At 72.8% G+C, this 15,378-nt stretch carries 15 protein-coding genes; 10 read left to right on the top strand and 5 right to left on the bottom strand.

The genetic code is table 11. The features are described from left to right. Nucleotides 1-127 precede the first annotated feature (127 nt). On the top strand, nucleotides 128-1,297 hold the full coding sequence (gene xylA / locus E6P78_RS15795; RefSeq protein ID WP_136204223.1) for a xylose isomerase: 1,170 nt from the start codon (nucleotides 128-130) through the stop codon (nucleotides 1,295-1,297). 308 nt (nucleotides 1,298-1,605) lie between these two features. Here the strand turns inward: xylA and E6P78_RS15800 are convergent, their stop codons facing one another. From E6P78_RS15800 to E6P78_RS15815, 4 genes are all read right to left on the bottom strand, one after another. Then, the gene (locus E6P78_RS15800; RefSeq protein ID WP_136204224.1) at nucleotides 1,606-2,850 is read right to left on the bottom strand and encodes an ROK family protein; all 1,245 of its coding nucleotides are present in this window, start codon (nucleotides 2,848-2,850) and stop codon (nucleotides 1,606-1,608) included. 113 nt (nucleotides 2,851-2,963) lie between these two features. Further along, a complete protein-coding gene (locus E6P78_RS15805) occupies nucleotides 2,964-3,629 on the bottom strand; it encodes a DUF305 domain-containing protein (protein WP_136204225.1) in 666 nt (221 codons plus the stop codon). Then, the gene (locus E6P78_RS15810) at nucleotides 3,626-4,276 is read right to left on the bottom strand and encodes a DUF3105 domain-containing protein (RefSeq protein ID WP_136204226.1); all 651 of its coding nucleotides are present in this window, start codon (nucleotides 4,274-4,276) and stop codon (nucleotides 3,626-3,628) included. The genes E6P78_RS15805 and E6P78_RS15810 overlap by 4 nt, the downstream gene beginning before the upstream one ends. 85 nt (nucleotides 4,277-4,361) lie before the next feature. After that, complete coding sequence (locus tag E6P78_RS15815) at nucleotides 4,362-4,784, bottom strand: hypothetical protein (protein WP_136204227.1); 423 nt, start codon at nucleotides 4,782-4,784, stop codon at nucleotides 4,362-4,364. Nucleotides 4,785-4,900: 116 nt separating this feature from the next. Between E6P78_RS15815 and E6P78_RS15820 the strand changes: the two genes are divergently transcribed. Further along, nucleotides 4,901-5,767 (top strand): phospholipid scramblase-related protein, encoded by an 867-nt coding sequence (locus E6P78_RS15820; protein ID WP_136204228.1) that lies wholly within the window; start codon nucleotides 4,901-4,903, stop codon nucleotides 5,765-5,767. Between the two features lie 68 nt (nucleotides 5,768-5,835). Here the strand turns inward: E6P78_RS15820 and E6P78_RS15825 are convergent, their stop codons facing one another. Further along, entirely contained in the window at nucleotides 5,836-6,597 is a 762-nt protein-coding gene (locus E6P78_RS15825; protein WP_136204229.1) for a VOC family protein, read from the bottom strand. A gap of 149 nt (nucleotides 6,598-6,746) precedes the next feature. Between E6P78_RS15825 and E6P78_RS15830 the strand changes: the two genes are divergently transcribed. The 8 genes from E6P78_RS15830 (at nucleotide 6,747) to E6P78_RS15870 (ending at nucleotide 15,371) form a co-directional block, all read left to right on the top strand. Further along, nucleotides 6,747-8,423, top strand: coding sequence for an FUSC family protein (locus tag E6P78_RS15830; RefSeq protein WP_136204230.1), 1,677 nt, complete (start codon nucleotides 6,747-6,749; stop codon nucleotides 8,421-8,423). After that, the gene (locus tag E6P78_RS15835) at nucleotides 8,420-8,926 is read left to right on the top strand and encodes a MarR family transcriptional regulator (protein WP_136204231.1); all 507 of its coding nucleotides are present in this window, start codon (nucleotides 8,420-8,422) and stop codon (nucleotides 8,924-8,926) included. Before E6P78_RS15830 ends, E6P78_RS15835 begins: the two co-directional genes overlap by 4 nt. Nucleotides 8,927-9,267: 341 nt before the next feature. Beyond that, nucleotides 9,268-10,878: an ATP-binding protein gene (locus tag E6P78_RS15840; RefSeq protein ID WP_136204232.1), complete on the top strand. Its 1,611-nt coding sequence runs from the start codon at nucleotides 9,268-9,270 to the stop codon at nucleotides 10,876-10,878. Next, nucleotides 10,875-11,282, top strand: coding sequence for a roadblock/LC7 domain-containing protein (locus E6P78_RS15845; RefSeq protein WP_136204233.1), 408 nt, complete (start codon nucleotides 10,875-10,877; stop codon nucleotides 11,280-11,282). The genes E6P78_RS15840 and E6P78_RS15845 overlap by 4 nt, the downstream gene beginning before the upstream one ends. After that, the gene (locus tag E6P78_RS15850) at nucleotides 11,279-11,650 is read left to right on the top strand and encodes a DUF742 domain-containing protein (protein WP_136204234.1); all 372 of its coding nucleotides are present in this window, start codon (nucleotides 11,279-11,281) and stop codon (nucleotides 11,648-11,650) included. Before E6P78_RS15845 ends, E6P78_RS15850 begins: the two co-directional genes overlap by 4 nt. Beyond that, entirely contained in the window at nucleotides 11,631-12,245 is a 615-nt protein-coding gene (locus tag E6P78_RS15855) for an ATP/GTP-binding protein (protein WP_136204235.1), read from the top strand. Before E6P78_RS15850 ends, E6P78_RS15855 begins: the two co-directional genes overlap by 20 nt. Before the next feature lie 90 nt (nucleotides 12,246-12,335). Next, nucleotides 12,336-13,922 carry a cytochrome P450 gene (locus E6P78_RS15860; protein ID WP_136204236.1) on the top strand — a complete coding sequence of 529 codons (1,587 nt, stop codon included), beginning with the start codon at nucleotides 12,336-12,338 and terminating at the stop codon, nucleotides 13,920-13,922. A gap of 108 nt (nucleotides 13,923-14,030) precedes the next feature. After that, entirely contained in the window at nucleotides 14,031-15,371 is a 1,341-nt protein-coding gene (locus tag E6P78_RS15870; RefSeq protein ID WP_136204237.1) for a 6-phospho-beta-glucosidase, read from the top strand. Nucleotides 15,372-15,378 lie beyond the last annotated feature (7 nt).

Below are 15,378 nucleotides of genomic sequence, written 5' to 3' on the forward strand. Positions count from 1 at the left end.
CGGAGGTGATCGCGCCGGGGGCTTTACGGCACACGGGCAGCCCGTGCATGATTAGTCATGACAGTGAACAAATTGAGGTTCGGCGCCCGACCGGCTGCGGACCCACGGCCCCGAAGGCGGCACCACCATGACGGAACGCTTCGTACCGACCCCCGAGGACAAGTTCACCTTCGGTCTGTGGACCGTGGGCTGGCAGGGCCGCGACCCGTTCGGTGACGCGACGCGCACGGCGATCGACCCGGTCGACTCCGTCCAGCGGCTCGCGGAGCTGGGCGCCTACGGGGTGACCTTCCACGACGACGACCTGATCCCGTTCGGCTCGACGGACTCCGAGCGCGAGGGCATCGTCAAGCGCTTCCGCCAGGCGCTGGACGCGGCCGGCCTCGTCGTCCCGATGGCGACGACGAACCTCTTCACCCACCCCGTCTTCAAGGACGGCGCCTTCACCGCCAACGACCGCGACGTCCGCCGCTACGCGCTGCGCAAGACGCTGCGCAACGTCGACCTGGCCGTCGAGCTGGGCGCCACCACCTACGTCGCCTGGGGCGGCCGGGAGGGCTCCGAGTCGGGCGCGGCCAAGGACATCCGCGTCGCGCTCGACCGCATGAAGGAGGCATTCGACCTGCTGGGCGACTACGTCACCGAGCAGGGTTACGACCTCAAGTTCGCCATCGAGCCCAAGCCCAACGAGCCCCGCGGCGACATCCTGCTCCCCACCATCGGCCACGCCCTCGCCTTCATCGAGCGCCTGGAGCGCCCCGAGATGGTGGGTGTCAACCCGGAGGTCGGCCACGAGCAGATGGCCGGGCTGAACTTCCCGCACGGCATCGCCCAGGCCCTGTGGGCGGGCAAGCTCTTCCACATCGACCTCAACGGCCAGTCCGGCATCAAGTACGACCAGGACCTCCGCTTCGGCGCCGGCGACCTGCGCCAGGCCTTCTGGCTCGTCGACCTCCTGGAGAACTCCGACTACGCCGGCCCGCGCCACTTCGACTTCAAGCCGCCGCGCACCGAGGACTACGACGGCGTCTGGGCCTCGGCCGCGGGCTGCATGCGCAACTACCTGATCCTCAAGGAGCGCGCCGCGGCCTTCCGCGCCGACCCGGCCGTCCAGGAGGCCCTGCGCGCCTCCCGCCTGGACGAGCTGGCCCAGCGCACCGCCGAGGACGGCGTGGCGGGGCTGCTCGCCGACCGCTCCGCCTTCGAGGAGTTCGACGTGGACGCGGCGGCTGGGCGCGGCATGGCGTTCGAGGCCCTGGACCAGCTGGCGATGGACCACCTGCTCGGCGTCCGCTGATTCTGCGGCGGGACGAAGGGGGCGGACGCGCCGTGCGCGTCCGCCCCTCTCGCGTATTGCCGCGCGCGCCGCACCTGCTCTCGCGTGCGGCACCCGCTCTGCGCGTACCGCGCCTGCTCTCGCGTGCGGCGCCCGCTCTGCGCGTACCGCGCCTGCTCTCGCGTGCGGCGCCCGCTCTGCGCGTACCGCACCTGCTCTCGCGTGCGGCACCCGCTCTGCGCGTACCGCACCTGCTCTCGCGCACCACCGCGCGTCCGGCGCCCGCTCTCGCGTACCTCCGCAGGCCCCGCGCCCCCTACGCGCAGCCCTCAGGCCAGCGCGCGGCCCGCGTACGCCACCGGGTCGGCCAGCACGTCCGTCATCACCAGCGCCGCCGCGCCCCGCGCCGCGTCCCCCGCAACCGACGACGCGCGCAGCCTGCCCCCGCCGGGGGACCACAGCCCGGACACCACCCGGCCGGTCAGCTCCTCGTCGACGGGCGGCGACAGCCACGGCATCAGGTTCCGGTAGATCCCGCCGAGCACCACGGCGTCCGGGTCCAGCAGGTTGACCGCCCCCGACAGCACCCGCCCCAGCATCCGGCCGGCCTCCGCCACCGCGGCGACCGCCCGCTCGTCGCCCGCCCGCACCCGCTTCTCCAGCTCGGCGACCGCGAGCCCGCCGCCGCCCCCCTCGATCCCGGCCGCGCGCAGCAGCGCCGCCTGCCCCGCGTACTGCTCCAGGCAGCCGCGCGAACCGCAGCGGCACTGCGGGCCCCGCGCGTCCACCACCACATGGCCGATCTCCCCGGCGAAGCCGTGCGCCCCGCGCAGCAGCTCGCCGTCGATGACCAGGGCACCGCCCACGCCGATCTCGCCGGTCAAGTAGAGGAAGCTGCGGACGCGGTCCAGGCCGCCGAACCACAGCTCGGCCAGGGCCGCGAGATTCGCCTCGTTCTCCGAGCGGACCGGCAGCCCCTGGTGACCGGGGCGCTCGGCGGCCAGCGAGGCGGCGAACAGTTCCTCGGCCGGGACCTGGTTCCAGCCCAGGTTCGGTGCCTGGCGCACCGCGCCGCCCGAGACCAGGCCGGGCAGGGCCAGGGCCACACCAACCGGGAACAGCTCCTGCTCACGCGCCGAGTCCAGGGTGCGCGCGGCGATCCGGGCCGCCCGCGCCAGCACCTCGGCGGGCGGGGTGCCCCGGTTGTCGAGATGCTCGGTGAGCCGGACCCGGCCGGTGCCGGCCAGGTCGACGACGCACACCGACACGTAGTCGATGTTGACCTCGACCCCGAGCCCGGCCGGTCCGGTGCGGGCCGTCTTGAGCGCGGTCCCGGGCCGGCCGGCCTGGCCGCTGAACGTCTTGCCGGACTCGGTGAGGAACCCGCTCTCCAGCAACTGCTCGACCAGCGAGGACACGGCGGCCCGGGTCAGCCCCACGCGCGCGGCGACACCGGCCCGGGTCGCCTCCCCCTCGCCCTCGTCGCGCACGGCCCGCAGCACGAGGCTCAGGTTGCTGCGCCGGACGGTGTCCTTGTCGGCCTTGGGCCCCAGCGGTGTGAGGTTGCTCTTCATATCGGTCCTGAGCCTATGCGATTCCGTACGCCAGTACGGGCGCGATCCGGACGAACCGGGCCCCGCCGGACGGCGCGACCCGGTCGCCGTGTCCGCGAAGTCCCGCCCGGCCCTCAGGACGCGGACGCCCCGCGCTCCTTGAGCATGTCGGCCATGAGCGCGATCTCCGACCGCTGGCCCAGGACCATGCCCGATGCCAGGTTCTTGATCTCCTCGGTGCCCGCCGACGCGGCGGCCGCCTCGGCCATCTCGGCACCCGCCTTGTGGTGCGCGGTCATCAGCTTCAGGAAGCGCACCTCGGCGTCCTTGCCCTTGGCCGCCCGCAGGGCGTCCAGCTCGGCGTCGGTCGCCATGCCGGGCATCAGCGCGCCGTCGCCGCGCGGCGTGAAGGCGTGCCCCATCCACGCCATGGGCGGTCCGGGGGAACTCTTCGCCCGCCCCCACATCTCCAGCCAGCCCAGCATCATGCCGCGCTGGTTGGCCTGGGTGTTGATGATGTCGAACGCGAGCCGGCGCACCGCCTCGTCCGAGGTGCGGTCCCGGACGATGAACGCCATCTCGACCGCCTGCTGGTGGTGGACCGCCATGTCACGCGCGAACCCCACATCGGCCGAGGAGTCGGCGGGTGCGGACGCGGGCGCGGAAGCGGACGCCGCCGGGGAGGCGGGCGACGACGTCGAGGGGCGTACGAGCATCAGCGCGACCAGCGCGAGTGCCAGCAGCAGCACCGCCCCGCCGGCCAGGACCATGGGCCGCGACGTGCGCGGGTCGGATGTCACTTGTCGATCCCTCCGGTGCAGGCGGCGCCCGGTTCCGGGGTCTGCGGGCCCTGCACGTACTTGCTGAAGAACTGCGCGACGCGGGCGTCCGTGGCGCTCTTCACGGTCAGCTGCTTCCCCCAGGCGCTGAGCATCAGCGGCGCCGCCTGGTCCTCGACGGGGCTCATCAGGGAGTACGGGGTGGCCGACACCCGCTCGGTGAACTTCTTCACGTCGGCGGGGGTCGCCTCGCCGGTGTACGTCACCCACACCGCGCCGTGCTCCAGCGAGTGGACGGCGTTCTCCTTCGGTATCGCCCCGGTGTAGACGTCACCGTCGCAGTTCATCCACACCGGGTTGTGGTCGCCGCCGACCGGCGGGTTCATCGGGTAGTCGACCTTCTTCTCCACATGGTTCTGCGTGAGCTTGTCCCAGCTCTTCTCGCCGTCGACGGGCGAGGACTTCGCGGCAGCCTCGGCCTTGTCCTGCTCATCGGCGGCGCTCATCAGATAACCGCCCCCGGCGACGAGGCCGGCGACCACGAGGACGCCGACGGTGATCGTGACGATGCGGGAGCGGCGCTCGCGGGCCCGCTCCTGGCGGCGGGCCTCCTCCAGCTTGGCGCGGCGGGCGGCGGTGGCGGTGTTCTGCTTGTTGGCGGAAGCCATGACGGGTCCTTCGGTTCCTCGGATCGGCAAGACGGACGGCGTGCGGGGGAGCCCCGGACACGGGCACGGGAGATCCCCGGCCGTCCTAGATCCGCTGAACCTGGAGCCGTAGCCGGTCGACGTCGCCGACGGCGTCGTTGGAGGGGCCCCGGATGCACGCGCCGCCGGTGAGGGGCCGGGCCGGGAGGACCGCGACGGCGGCCGACGGAATCGCGGCGGGGGCCGGCTGGCCGGGCAGCACCATCGGCGTCGAGTGCTGCGAGGTGCCGTGGCAGGAGTCGCCCACGCCCCGGTCGCCGGGGGCGTCGGCCACCACGGTCCGCACCGCCGTGAGGTCCGTCCACGGCGCGAGGGCGGAGGCGGGGGCGAACCCGGGGGAGGAGGAGTGCTCCCGCGGAGACAGCGGCGAGCAGCAGGAGACCAGCGCGACCAGGACGAACACCCAGGTGAGCGCCATCGGCGCACCGGTGCCGCGCAGCCGGTCCGCGCCCTCGCTCAGCCTCTTCACGCGGCACATCGTACGCGGCGCGTGAAGTTTCAAGCAGTGCGGGACGAGGTCCGGTGAACCTGTGGATCGACGGCCGAGGGGGTTCCGGTCGCGGCGTGCCGGGATAGTGTGCCCCGGTGACAACGCACTCGAACGTATCCGCGGGCTGGTATCCCGATCCGCACGGCGCACCTCAGCTGCTGCGCTACTGGGACGGCTCCCAGTGGACCGAGCACACCAACCCCGCGGGTGGCGGTCAGCCCCAGGCCCCCGCGCAGGTCCAGGCTCCCGCGCAGGCCCAGGTGCCTCCGCAGCAGTCGTACCAGCAGCCGGCGGCGCCCCAGCAGCCCGCGGCCGTCCCCCAGCAGGGGGCGCAGCACCCGCAGGGCGGTGCGCCCGGCGGCGGCTCGCTCTTCAACCAGCAGGTCCTGGTGGTGAACCAGAAGGCCAAGCTGATCGAGCTGACGAACGAGTACAGCGTCTTCGACCAGCACGGCGCCACCATCGGGTCGGTCGTCGAGGTCGGCCAGGGCGCCATGCGCAAGGTGCTGCGGTTCCTCACCAGCATCGACCAGTACCTGACCCACCGGCTGGAGATCCGCGACGCCTACGGTCAGCCGCAGCTGCTGCTGACCCGCCCGGCGAAGTTCATCAAGTCCAAGGTCATCGTGCAGCGCCCGGACGGTCAGCCGGTCGGCGAGATCGTCCAGCAGAACGCCATCGGCAAGATCAACTTCGCGATCATGGTCGACGGGCAGCAGGTCGGCGCGATCAAGGCCGAGAACTGGCGCGCCTGGAACTTCGCGATCGTCGACCACAACGACGCCGAGATAGCCCGGATCACCAAGACCTGGGAAGGCCTCGCGAAGACGCTGTTCACGACGGCGGACAACTACGTCCTCCAGATCCACTACCAGCTGCCCGAGCCGCTGCTGAGCCTGGTGGTGGCGACGGCCCTGACCGTGGACACCGCGCTCAAGCAGGACTCCCGCGGCCTGGGCTGAGCCCCGGCCCGTACGTGCGACCGCCCGCACCCCTCGCACGAGGAGCGCGGGCGGTCGCGTTTCCCGCCTCACTCCATGTCGGCGGCCCGGTACATGCCGAACGCCGCACCGTGGGGGTCGCGGGCTACGGCGATCCTGGGGCCGTGCGCGAGGTCCGTCGGCGGAACCAGCAGGTCGCCGCCGCTCTGCACGGTGGAAGCCGTGGAGTCGACGTCCGCGACGGCGAAGTACGGCAGCCAGTACGGCGGCATCTCCGGCGGGTACTTCCCGTCCATCGTCACCAGACCGCCGAAGTCCGCCCCGTCGACGCTCCACTGCGGATACGTCTGAGAGGGGCTGACCGTCCAGTCGAAGACGTCGGCGTAGAAGGCGAGCGCCGCTTCCCTTTCGTGGGTGAGCAGTTCGGTCCAGCCGAGCGCGCCGGGTGCGTTGAAGAGGTCGGCGCCCGCGAAGGCGCGGCCCTGCCACAGCGAGAAGACCGCGCCCGACGGGTCCGCGACGACGGCGAAGCGGCCCTGGTCGAAGACGTCGGTCGGGCCCGCCAGCAGCGAACCGCCCGCCGCCGTCACCTTCCCGGCCACCGCGTCCGTGTCGTCGGCGGCGAACGAAACGGTCCAGGCCGGGGGCTGACCGGGCTGGTGGACCGGGCTGAGCGCGGCGACCCGGGACTCCCCGAGGTGGGCGATGGTGTAGCCGCCCGCCTCCTCGCGCGGGTCGGTCTCGCACCGCCAGCCGAAGAGCGCCGCGTAGAACGTCCTGGCCGCCGGTACGTCGGGGGTGCTCAGCTCGATCCAGCAGGGACCGCCGGGCACCGGTGCGGTGAGCTTCATGGGGTTCCTTCGCGCGTGGGGATGTGCGCACGACTTCGCGGCACACCAAAACGCTAGGGCCGCGCGCCCGGACCGGCCATCGGGGCGGGGGAGAGGGTGGGGTTCCGGTACAAGTGTTTTACGTGTGTAATACCTGCTAAGATATATAGGTGAGTGATACAAGCATCAGGTCCCGCAGGCCCACCGTCCGCAGACTCCCGCTGACCGGCCCACTGCGTCTGGCCCGGCCCTCGGACGTGTGGTTCAAGCCGGCCACCAGCGTCGTCGTGGCCACGGCGATACCCAACCTGGTGCTGCTCTCGCTGGGCCGTCTCGACCTGGTGATGTACACGATGGCCGGCTCGCTCTGTGCGCTCTACGGCCACAACCTCCCGTACGCGCGCCGCGCCGGCACCGTCGCCGCCGTCGTACTCGGCATGACCGCCGGCCTGGGCATCGCCCTCGTCATGGCCTCGCTGACCGGCTCGGCCGCCGTCCTGATCGCCGTCGGGGCCCTCCTGGCGGCCGGGCAGAAGCTCCTGTGCGACGCCTCCCGGGTCGGGCCCCCGGGGCCGGTGATCTTCACCTTCGTCAGCTCCGCCGCCCTGTTCGTCCCCCAGACGCTCGGCCAGGTCCCCGGCCACCTCGCCCTCACCCTCGGCGCCGGCGCCGTCTCCTGGCTCGTCGCCGTCGTCGCCCCCGCCCTGATCCGCCGCGACGGACCCGAGCGCCGCGCGACGGCCCGCGCCCTCGACGCCGCAGCCGCGCACGCCGCCGCCCCCGGCCACGCCACCCGGCGCGCCGCGGTCGGCGCCGTGCACGCCGCCTGGCAGACCCTGCTCGCCGCCGGCCGCCCCACCCCCGCGCGCCGCGCCCTGGAACGCCTCGTCGTCCACGCCGAGACCTCGGCCCTGGCCGGCACCCCGGACACCGCCGACGCGGCCCGGCTGAGCGAGTGGGCCCGGCGAACCCGCGCCCGCGGACCCGTCCCAGCCCCGCCGGCGGCCCCCGGGACCACCGCCGAACTCTTCGGCGTCGACGCCGAACGCGCCGCCCGCCGCAGCTCGCCGCGCGCACTGCTGCGCGGCCTCGCCCCCGGCTCCCCGCTGCTGCCGGTCGCCGCCCGCACGCTCGTCGGCTGCGCCCTGGCCGGCTACGTCTGCTCGGCCGTGGGCGTCGGCCGCCCCTACTGGGCGATCGTCACCGCGGCCTCCCTCTACCAGGCCAACGTCACGCTCTCCTGGAACCGCGCGCTCCAGCGCACCCTCGGCAACCTGATCGGCGTCCTGGTCTTCGCCGCGGTCCTCCCGGTCGCCCGGACCACCCCGCTGGCCCTCGTCGGCTTCTGCCTCCTCTTCGGCTTCGCCGCCGAGGCCCTGATCACCCGCAACTACTGGCTCGGCTCCGTCGCCGTCACCCCGATGGCGCTGCTCGTCCTGGAGTACGCCGGCAGCCACGCGGCCGGCGAGCTGATCGGCGACCGGGTCCTGGACACCGTGATCGGCGCCGCCGTCGGCTTCCTCGCCGCCGTACTCGTCACCAACCGCCGCGCCACCGGCCGCGTCGAACGCGCGCTGGCCGCCGCCGAACAGGCCCGCGCGCACGCCGTGCGGACCCTCGCGGCCCCCGAGACCGTCCCCGCCGCCCTCGACGCCGCCCGCCGCAGGCTCACCGGCTCCCTGGTCGAGCTGCGCGAGGCCGACGACACCGCGGCCGGCGAGTGGTGGCAGCGCGCCCTGCCCCAGGAGGCGGTGCTCGCCGCCGAGCAGGCCGGACACCGTACGCTCGCCGCGACAGCGAAACGGCGGGGGCCGACCGTCCCCGCCCAGGAGAACGGAGCGGTGTGACCGACGACATCGTCGCTTCGGTGGTACGGCAGTGGCAGGCCGTGAACCCGGAGCTGGACACCGGCCCGATGGAGCTCATCGGCCGTATCAACCGCTGCTCCGCCCTGCTCCAGCAGGCCGAGGACGCCCCGCTGCGGGCGGCCGGGCTGACCCGGGCCGAGTTCGACCTGCTGGGAGCCGTACGCCGTACCGGCCGCGAACTGACCCCCGGCGAACTGGCCCGGGAGACCTTCTCCTCCGGAGCCGCCGTCACCAAGCGCCTCCGGGGCCTCCAGGAACGCGGCCTGATCGCCCGCCGCGGTGACGAACGCGACCGCAGGGTCGCCCACGTGCGCCTCACCGACGAGGGACGCGACCTGGTCGACGGGCTGCTGCCCCGGCAGCTGGCGTACGAACGCGCGGTGCTCTCCGGCCTCGACGCCGAGTCCCGCGACCGGCTCAGCACGCAGCTCAGTGAGCTGCTGGTCCAGCTGGAAGGCCGTATCGGCGGCGCCCGCCACTGACCCCGGGGCGCGGGGCACCGCGCGCCCCGGCTGCGGCATCACTCGTACGGGCCTCTTCGATCACATGTTCCCATTTGCCGCCCTGTGGGGCGTTTCTTCCTCATTCCTCCGCCCTGTCACTCCCCGCACACGCGTGAAGGCGCTGCGTGCAAAAACTCGTGAGTGTATTACCGCGGGAGCGCTCGCGCAGGGGGTTGGAGGAATGTGCGGAAGCACTGATTCGATCTGACTAAGCTCACGCGCAGTGAAGCCGAGTTGAGATGAATGCGAGCGCTTGTTCCCAACTGCCCTACAGGCGCCGAATCTCCGGAATACAGCCGAATCAACCGCCAGAGGTTCAGATGGTCCGTGTTGAATCACCGCCGGCCGAACGGGAAGCCCCCGTCGCCCGCGCCCTGTTGCTGCCCGTCGTCGTGATGGCGGGCGCGACTGCCGCCGCCGCGGCGCTGGTTGCCGAGCCCGCGCGGATACCAGTCGTCTGGTGCGGAGCGTTCGCCACCGTCGTGGTCACCGCGCTCGCCGTGGAGATCGCCCGCCGCGGCCGGACGATCCGCCGCCGGCGCGCCGAGTACGAGCGGCGCGTCACCGCGCTGGAACGGCGCATCGCCGACCACGACGAAGAGACCGTGCGGATCAGCAAGGAACTGCTGCCGGCCGCCATTCACCGTCTGCGCGTGGGCAATTCGCCCGACGAGGTGCTGCGGGACGTCGTGGACGCCGACCCGGTCTACCGCCACCTCCCCGACGCCCAGCGCGCCCTCGTCTACACCGTGCTGGACATCATCGACAACGAGGAGGCGACCCGAGACGCCGCGCAGCGCGCCTTCGTCAACGTCGCCCGCCGCGTCCAGGCGATCGTCCACCGGCAGGCCAGCGAACTGCGGGAGATGGAGGAGCACCACGGGCGCAACCCCGACGTCTTCGACGACCTCCTCCGCATCGACCACGGCACCGCGCTGATCGGCCGCCTCGCCGACTCCATCGCGGTACTCGGCGGTGCCCGCCCCAGCCGCCAGTGGCCCAAGCCCGTACCGCTGTTCAGCGTCTTGCGCGGCGCCATGTCGCGCATCCTGGAGTACCCGCGCGTCGATCTGCACTCGATCGCCAAGGTCGCCATCATCGGCACCGCGGTCGAACCGCTCATCCACGCCTGCGCCGAACTCCTCGACAACGCCACCCGCTACTCGCCGCCGCAGACCCGGGTGCACGTCACCGCGGTCGAGGTGCAGACGGGCATCGCCATCGAGATCGAGGACGGCGGCGTCAGCCTCAGCGAGGAGGCCCGCGCACGGGCCGAGAACATGCTCGCCAGGGCCCAGGCCGGCTCCAGCATGAACGACCTCGGCGAGTCCCCCCGTCTCGGCATGGCGGTCGTCGGCCGCATCTCACGGATGTACGACCTCCAGGTCTCGCTGCGGCAGTCCGCGTACGGCGGGGTGCGGGCCGTGCTCATCGTGCCCCGCGCCATGATCACCACCGGCCCCGCGCCCGGCATCGCCCACGGCATCGGCGCCACCTCGCGGCCCACCAGCGACATCGACCTCGAAGACATGAAGCACGTCGTCCCGGCCCGCAGCAACCGCCGCAAGCCGAGCCCCGTGGCCGCCCGTCCCGCCACCGGACCCGTGGCGTCCGACCCCCGCCCGGTCGCCCCGGCCGTCGCCATGGAGGACGACGTGCCCGTCGTGACCGAGTGGACAGCGGGCGGGCTCCCGCAGCGCCGCAGCCGGGGGCGCGCACCGCTGGGCTCGCACAACCTTCCCGCCCAGTCCGCCGACCCGACCGCGGGCCGGACCAACGGCCACGGCTACGGCAACGGTCGGGACAACGGCAAGGAACCGCCGCCCGGGATCTGGCTGGAGGCGTTCACCAAGGCCGCCAACGGTGTGCCCCAGGACCCCAGGACGGGCGAAGACTCTGACGACGCGTGGGACAAGGGAGACCTGAAGTGATCCAGCAGCGGGGCAACATGGACTGGATGCTCAAAGAGCTCGCCGACGACGTCCCCGACATCCATCAGATCGTCGTCCTCTCCGCGGACGGGCTGCGCATCGCCCGGCACGGCGGCGACCCCGACGTCGCGGACCGGCTCGCGGCGGCGTGCGCCGGACTGCAGAGCCTGGCGGCGGCCGTCGCCTCCGAGATCCCGTACAGCGACGGCCGGATGAGGCTCGTCGTCATCGAGGTCACCGGCGGCTTCTTCTACCTGATGGCCGCGGGCACCGGCGCCTATCTGGCGGTGCTCGCGGGCGAGACGGTGGACGCCGGACTCGTCGGGGCCCGGATGCGCGACCTGGTCGTACGGATCGGCGCCCACCTCACGAGTCCGCCCCGCCACGACGAGCAGGCCGTATGAACGTTCCCCGACGAGAACGCCGCAGGACCGAATCCGAACCGAGCGATCCGGAACGGCTCTACGTCATCACCGGCGATCCCGACGGCAGCGAGCGGGCAGCCCTCGACCTGGTCACGATGATCGTCTCGAAGTCGGAGCCGTCACCTACGGTCCAGCCCGAGCAGGCAGTGATCCTCCGGCTCTGCCGGGCCCCGTTATCCGTCGCGGAACTCTCCGCCTACCTCAGCCTGCCGTTCAGCGTGGTGACCTCGCTCCTCACGGAACTCCTCGCGACCGGGCTGATCGAATCACGTGCCCCGATCGTCCGCGCGACCCTCCCGGACAGGTCCCTCCTCGAAGCGGTGATGCATGGACTTCAGAAACTCTGACACGATCACGGGCCCCCGCAGCGAGGACGTCCTGCCCACCACGGCCACCGCCGCGGTGAAGGTCGTGATCGTCGGAGGGTTCGGGGCCGGCAAGACGACCATGGTGGGCTCGGTCAGCGAGATCCGGCCCCTGACCACCGAAGAGACGATGACGCAGGCCGGCGTCGGCGTGGACGACAACTTCGGGGTGGAGAGCAAGACCTCCACCACCGTCGCCATGGACTTCGGCCGGATCAGCATCAGCGAGGAGCTCATCCTCTATCTCTTCGGCACCCCCGGCCAGGAACGCTTCTGGTTCCTGTGGAACGGCCTGTTCGAAGGCGCGCTCGGCGCCGTCGTCCTCATCGACACCCGCCGGCTCGAAGTCAGCTTCGACGTCATCGGGCGCCTGGAGGAGCGCGGCGTGCCGTTCGTCGTCGCCATCAACACCTTCCCCGACGCGCCGAAACACCCCGTCGAGGCGCTGCGCAGCGCCCTGGACCTGCCCGACGAGGTCCCGATGATCGACTGCGACGCCCGGCTGCGCGTCTCCAGCCGCGATGTGCTGATGACCCTGATGCGCTACCTGCACAGCCTGGCCCTCCCGCTCGGCTGACCCGCGCACCACCCCACCCGCACCCGTTCGCGCGCCCCCGCCGCGCACCACATCCGTCCGGCCCGTTGCGGCCTGACCCCTGGAGCGATCGTGACAACCCCCTTTCCCTACGACCACGGCCTGGACACCGGGCCGGTCCCGCCTCCCGGATGCCCGGCCCACGGCCTGGGCGTCGGCCCCGGAGGCCTGCGCCGGCTCTACGGCCCCGAGGCGGAACAGGACCCGCGAGGCCTGTACGAGAAGCTGCGCGCCGAGCACGGCACGGTGGCCCCGGTGCTGCTGCAGGGCGACGTGCCCGCCTGGCTGGTACTCGGGCACAGCGAGAACCTGCACATGACCCGTACGCCCTCGCAGTTCTCCCGCGACTCGCGCCACTGGTGGGCGTTGCAGGACGGCACCATCGCCCCGGACCACCCGCTGGCCCCGCAGGTCGCCTGGCAGCCGATCTGCGCCTTCGCGGACGGCGCCACCCACGAGCGGCAGCGCGGCGCCCTCACCGACTCCATGGCCCGCATCGACACGCGCGGGGTCCGGCGCCACGTCAACCGGTACAGCAACCGGCTCGTCAACGGCTTCTGCCGCGCGGGCCGCACCGACCTGGTCACCGAGTTCGCCGAACGGCTGCCCATGATGGTCATGTGCGCCATCCTCGGCATGCCGGAGGAGTACAGCGACCGGATGGTGCAGGCGGCCCGCGACATGATCCGGGGCACCGAGACGGCTGTCCAGAGCAACGCCTACATGGTGGACGCGCTGAGCCGCCTCGTGGAGCGCCGCCGCCGGGAACCCGCGGACGACTTCGCCACCTGGCTCGTCGAGCACCCCGCCGCCATGAACGACAAGGAGGTCGCCGAGCACCTGCGGCTCATGCTCGTCGTCTCCTACGAAACGACCACCAACCTGATCTCCAACGTGCTGCGCATGGTCCTCACCGACCCGCGCTTCCGAGCCCGGCTCAGCGGCGGCCACATGACCGTGCCCGAGGCGGTCGAGCAGACCCTGTGGGACGAGCCGCCATTCGCCGCCATCCTCGGCCGCTGGGCGGTCGGCGACACGGAGCTGGGCGGACAGCACATCAAGGCCGGCGACGCCCTGATCGTCGGCATCGCGGCGGCCAACACGGACCCGGTGGTGCGCCCCGACCTCAACGCCGACATGGAGGGCAACCGCGCGCACCTCGCGTTCAGCGGCGGGCCCCACGAGTGCCCGGGGCAGGACATCGGGCGTGCCATCGCGGACGTCGGCGTCGACGCCCTGCTGATGCGCCTGCCCGACCTCGAACTCGCGGTCGAGGACAGCGAACTGCGGTGGGTCGGCAACCTGGTGAGCCGGCACCTGGCCGAACTCCCCGCCGAGTTCGCGCCGCGCTCCCCGCAGGACGACCGCGAGCCGCCGTCCATGGGCAAGCCCAACCCGGCCCGCCAGGACTGGGAGGTGCGGTCCGCCGTACGGCACACCGCGCCGACCCCCGTCCGCGTCACCGTCCCCGAGGACCCGTCCCACGTGCCGTCGCCGTCCGCCCCGTCCGGGGAGACCACCACGGCCGACGGATCGGTGGACGCGCTGGCCGGGACGCCGGGCGAGGGCCCGGCGGCCGGACAGATCCCGCACCAGCGCAAGCCCGGTGCGTCCACCCGGCTGTGGCGCGTCGTGACCCGCTGGTGGAACGGCGACTGACGGCAGGGCGGTGACGGGGCGCCGGTGGCGGGGCGCGCGGTGGCGGAGGCGGACCCGCGGGCCTCACCACCGGCCCCCGCACCGGCGCCCCACGTACCATGCGGAAGCGTGAAGCTGACAATTCTGGGCGGCGGCGGATTCCGGGTTCCACTGGTGTACGGGGCGCTGCTCGCCGACCATGCCGAGGGCCGCGTAACGGCCGTCACCCTCTACGACACGGACACCGACCGGCTCTCCGCCGTCGCCCGGGTCCTCGCCGAGCAGGCCGAGGGCGTCCCGGACGCGCCCGCCGTAGCCGCCACCACCGACCTGGACGAGGCCCTGCGCGGCGCCGACTTCGTCTTCTCGGCGATCCGGGTCGGCGGCCTCGCCGGCCGGGCCGCCGACGAACGGGTCGCGCTCGACGAGGGCGTCCTCGGCCAGGAGACGGTCGGCGCCGGCGGCATCGCCTACGGGCTGCGCACCGTCCCCGTCGCCGTCGACCTCGCGCGGCGCGTCGCCCGGCTCGCCCCGCACGCCTGGGTCATCAACTTCACCAACCCGGCCGGCCTGGTCACCGAGGCCATGTCCCACCACCTCGGCGACCGCGTCATCGGCATCTGCGACTCACCGGTGGGCCTCGGCCGCCGCATCGCCCGGGTGCTCGGCGCCGACCCGGACCTGGCCCGCATCGACTACGTCGGCCTCAACCACCTCGGCTGGGTGCGCGGGCTGTACGTCGAGGGCCGGGACGAACTCCCGCGCCTGCTCGCCGACCCCGGACTGCTCGGCTCCTTCGAGGAGGGCCGGCTGTTCGGCCCCGACTGGCTGCGCTCGCTGGGCTCGATCCCCAACGAATACCTCCACTACTACTACTTCAACCGTGAGGCGGTCCGCGCCTACCAGGAGGCGGAGCAGACCCGGGGTGCCTTCCTGCGGGAGCAGCAGGAGGGTTTCTACGGGCGGATGAAGGACCCGGCCACTCCCGCCCTGGCCACCTGGAACCGCACCCGCGCCGAGCGCGAAGCGACCTACATGTCCGAGAACCGGGACGTGGCGGGCGCCGGTGAGCGCGACGAGAGCGACCTGGACTCCGGCGGCTACGAACAGGTCGCGCTCGCCCTCATGCGGGCCGTCGCACGCAACGAGCAGACCTCGCTCATCCTCAACGTCCGCAACCGGACCACACTGTCGGTGCTCGACGCGGACGCCGTCATCGAGGTGCCGTGCCTGGTCGACGCGAACGGCGCCCACCCGGTCGCCGTCGACCCGCTGCCGTACCACGCGGTCGGGCTGGTCACCTCGGTGAAGGCCGTGGAGCGCGCGGTGCTGGACGCGGCGGCGAGCGGGTCACGCGCGGACGCAGTACGGGCCTTCGCCCTGCACCCCCTGGTGGACTCGGTCTCCGTCGCCCGCCGGCTGGTCGACGGCTACACGAAGGCTCACCCGGGGCTGGCGTACCTGCGCTAGGCCCTGT

The sequence above is a fragment of the Streptomyces sp. A0958 genome, assembly GCF_004795035.1.
In the GTDB taxonomy this organism is placed as follows: Bacteria; Actinomycetota; Actinomycetes; order Streptomycetales; family Streptomycetaceae; genus Streptomyces.

What these genes read in the sequence shown, in the direction of transcription:
- E6P78_RS15825 (WP_136204229.1), bottom strand. Translation starts at nt 6,597, where the DNA reads ATGAAGCTCACCGCACCGGTGCCCGGCGGTCCCTGCTGGATCGAGCTG.
- xylA (WP_136204223.1), top strand. Translation starts at nt 128, where the DNA reads ATGACGGAACGCTTCGTACCGACCCCCGAGGACAAGTTCACCTTCGGT.
- E6P78_RS15855 (WP_136204235.1), top strand. Translation starts at nt 11,631, where the DNA reads ATGGACTTCAGAAACTCTGACACGATCACGGGCCCCCGCAGCGAGGAC.
- E6P78_RS15840 (WP_136204232.1), top strand. Translation starts at nt 9,268, where the DNA reads ATGGTCCGTGTTGAATCACCGCCGGCCGAACGGGAAGCCCCCGTCGCC.
- E6P78_RS15800 (WP_136204224.1), bottom strand. Translation starts at nt 2,850, where the DNA reads ATGAAGAGCAACCTCACACCGCTGGGGCCCAAGGCCGACAAGGACACC.
- E6P78_RS15810 (WP_136204226.1), bottom strand. Translation starts at nt 4,276, where the DNA reads ATGGCTTCCGCCAACAAGCAGAACACCGCCACCGCCGCCCGCCGCGCC.
- E6P78_RS15850 (WP_136204234.1), top strand. Translation starts at nt 11,279, where the DNA reads ATGAACGTTCCCCGACGAGAACGCCGCAGGACCGAATCCGAACCGAGC.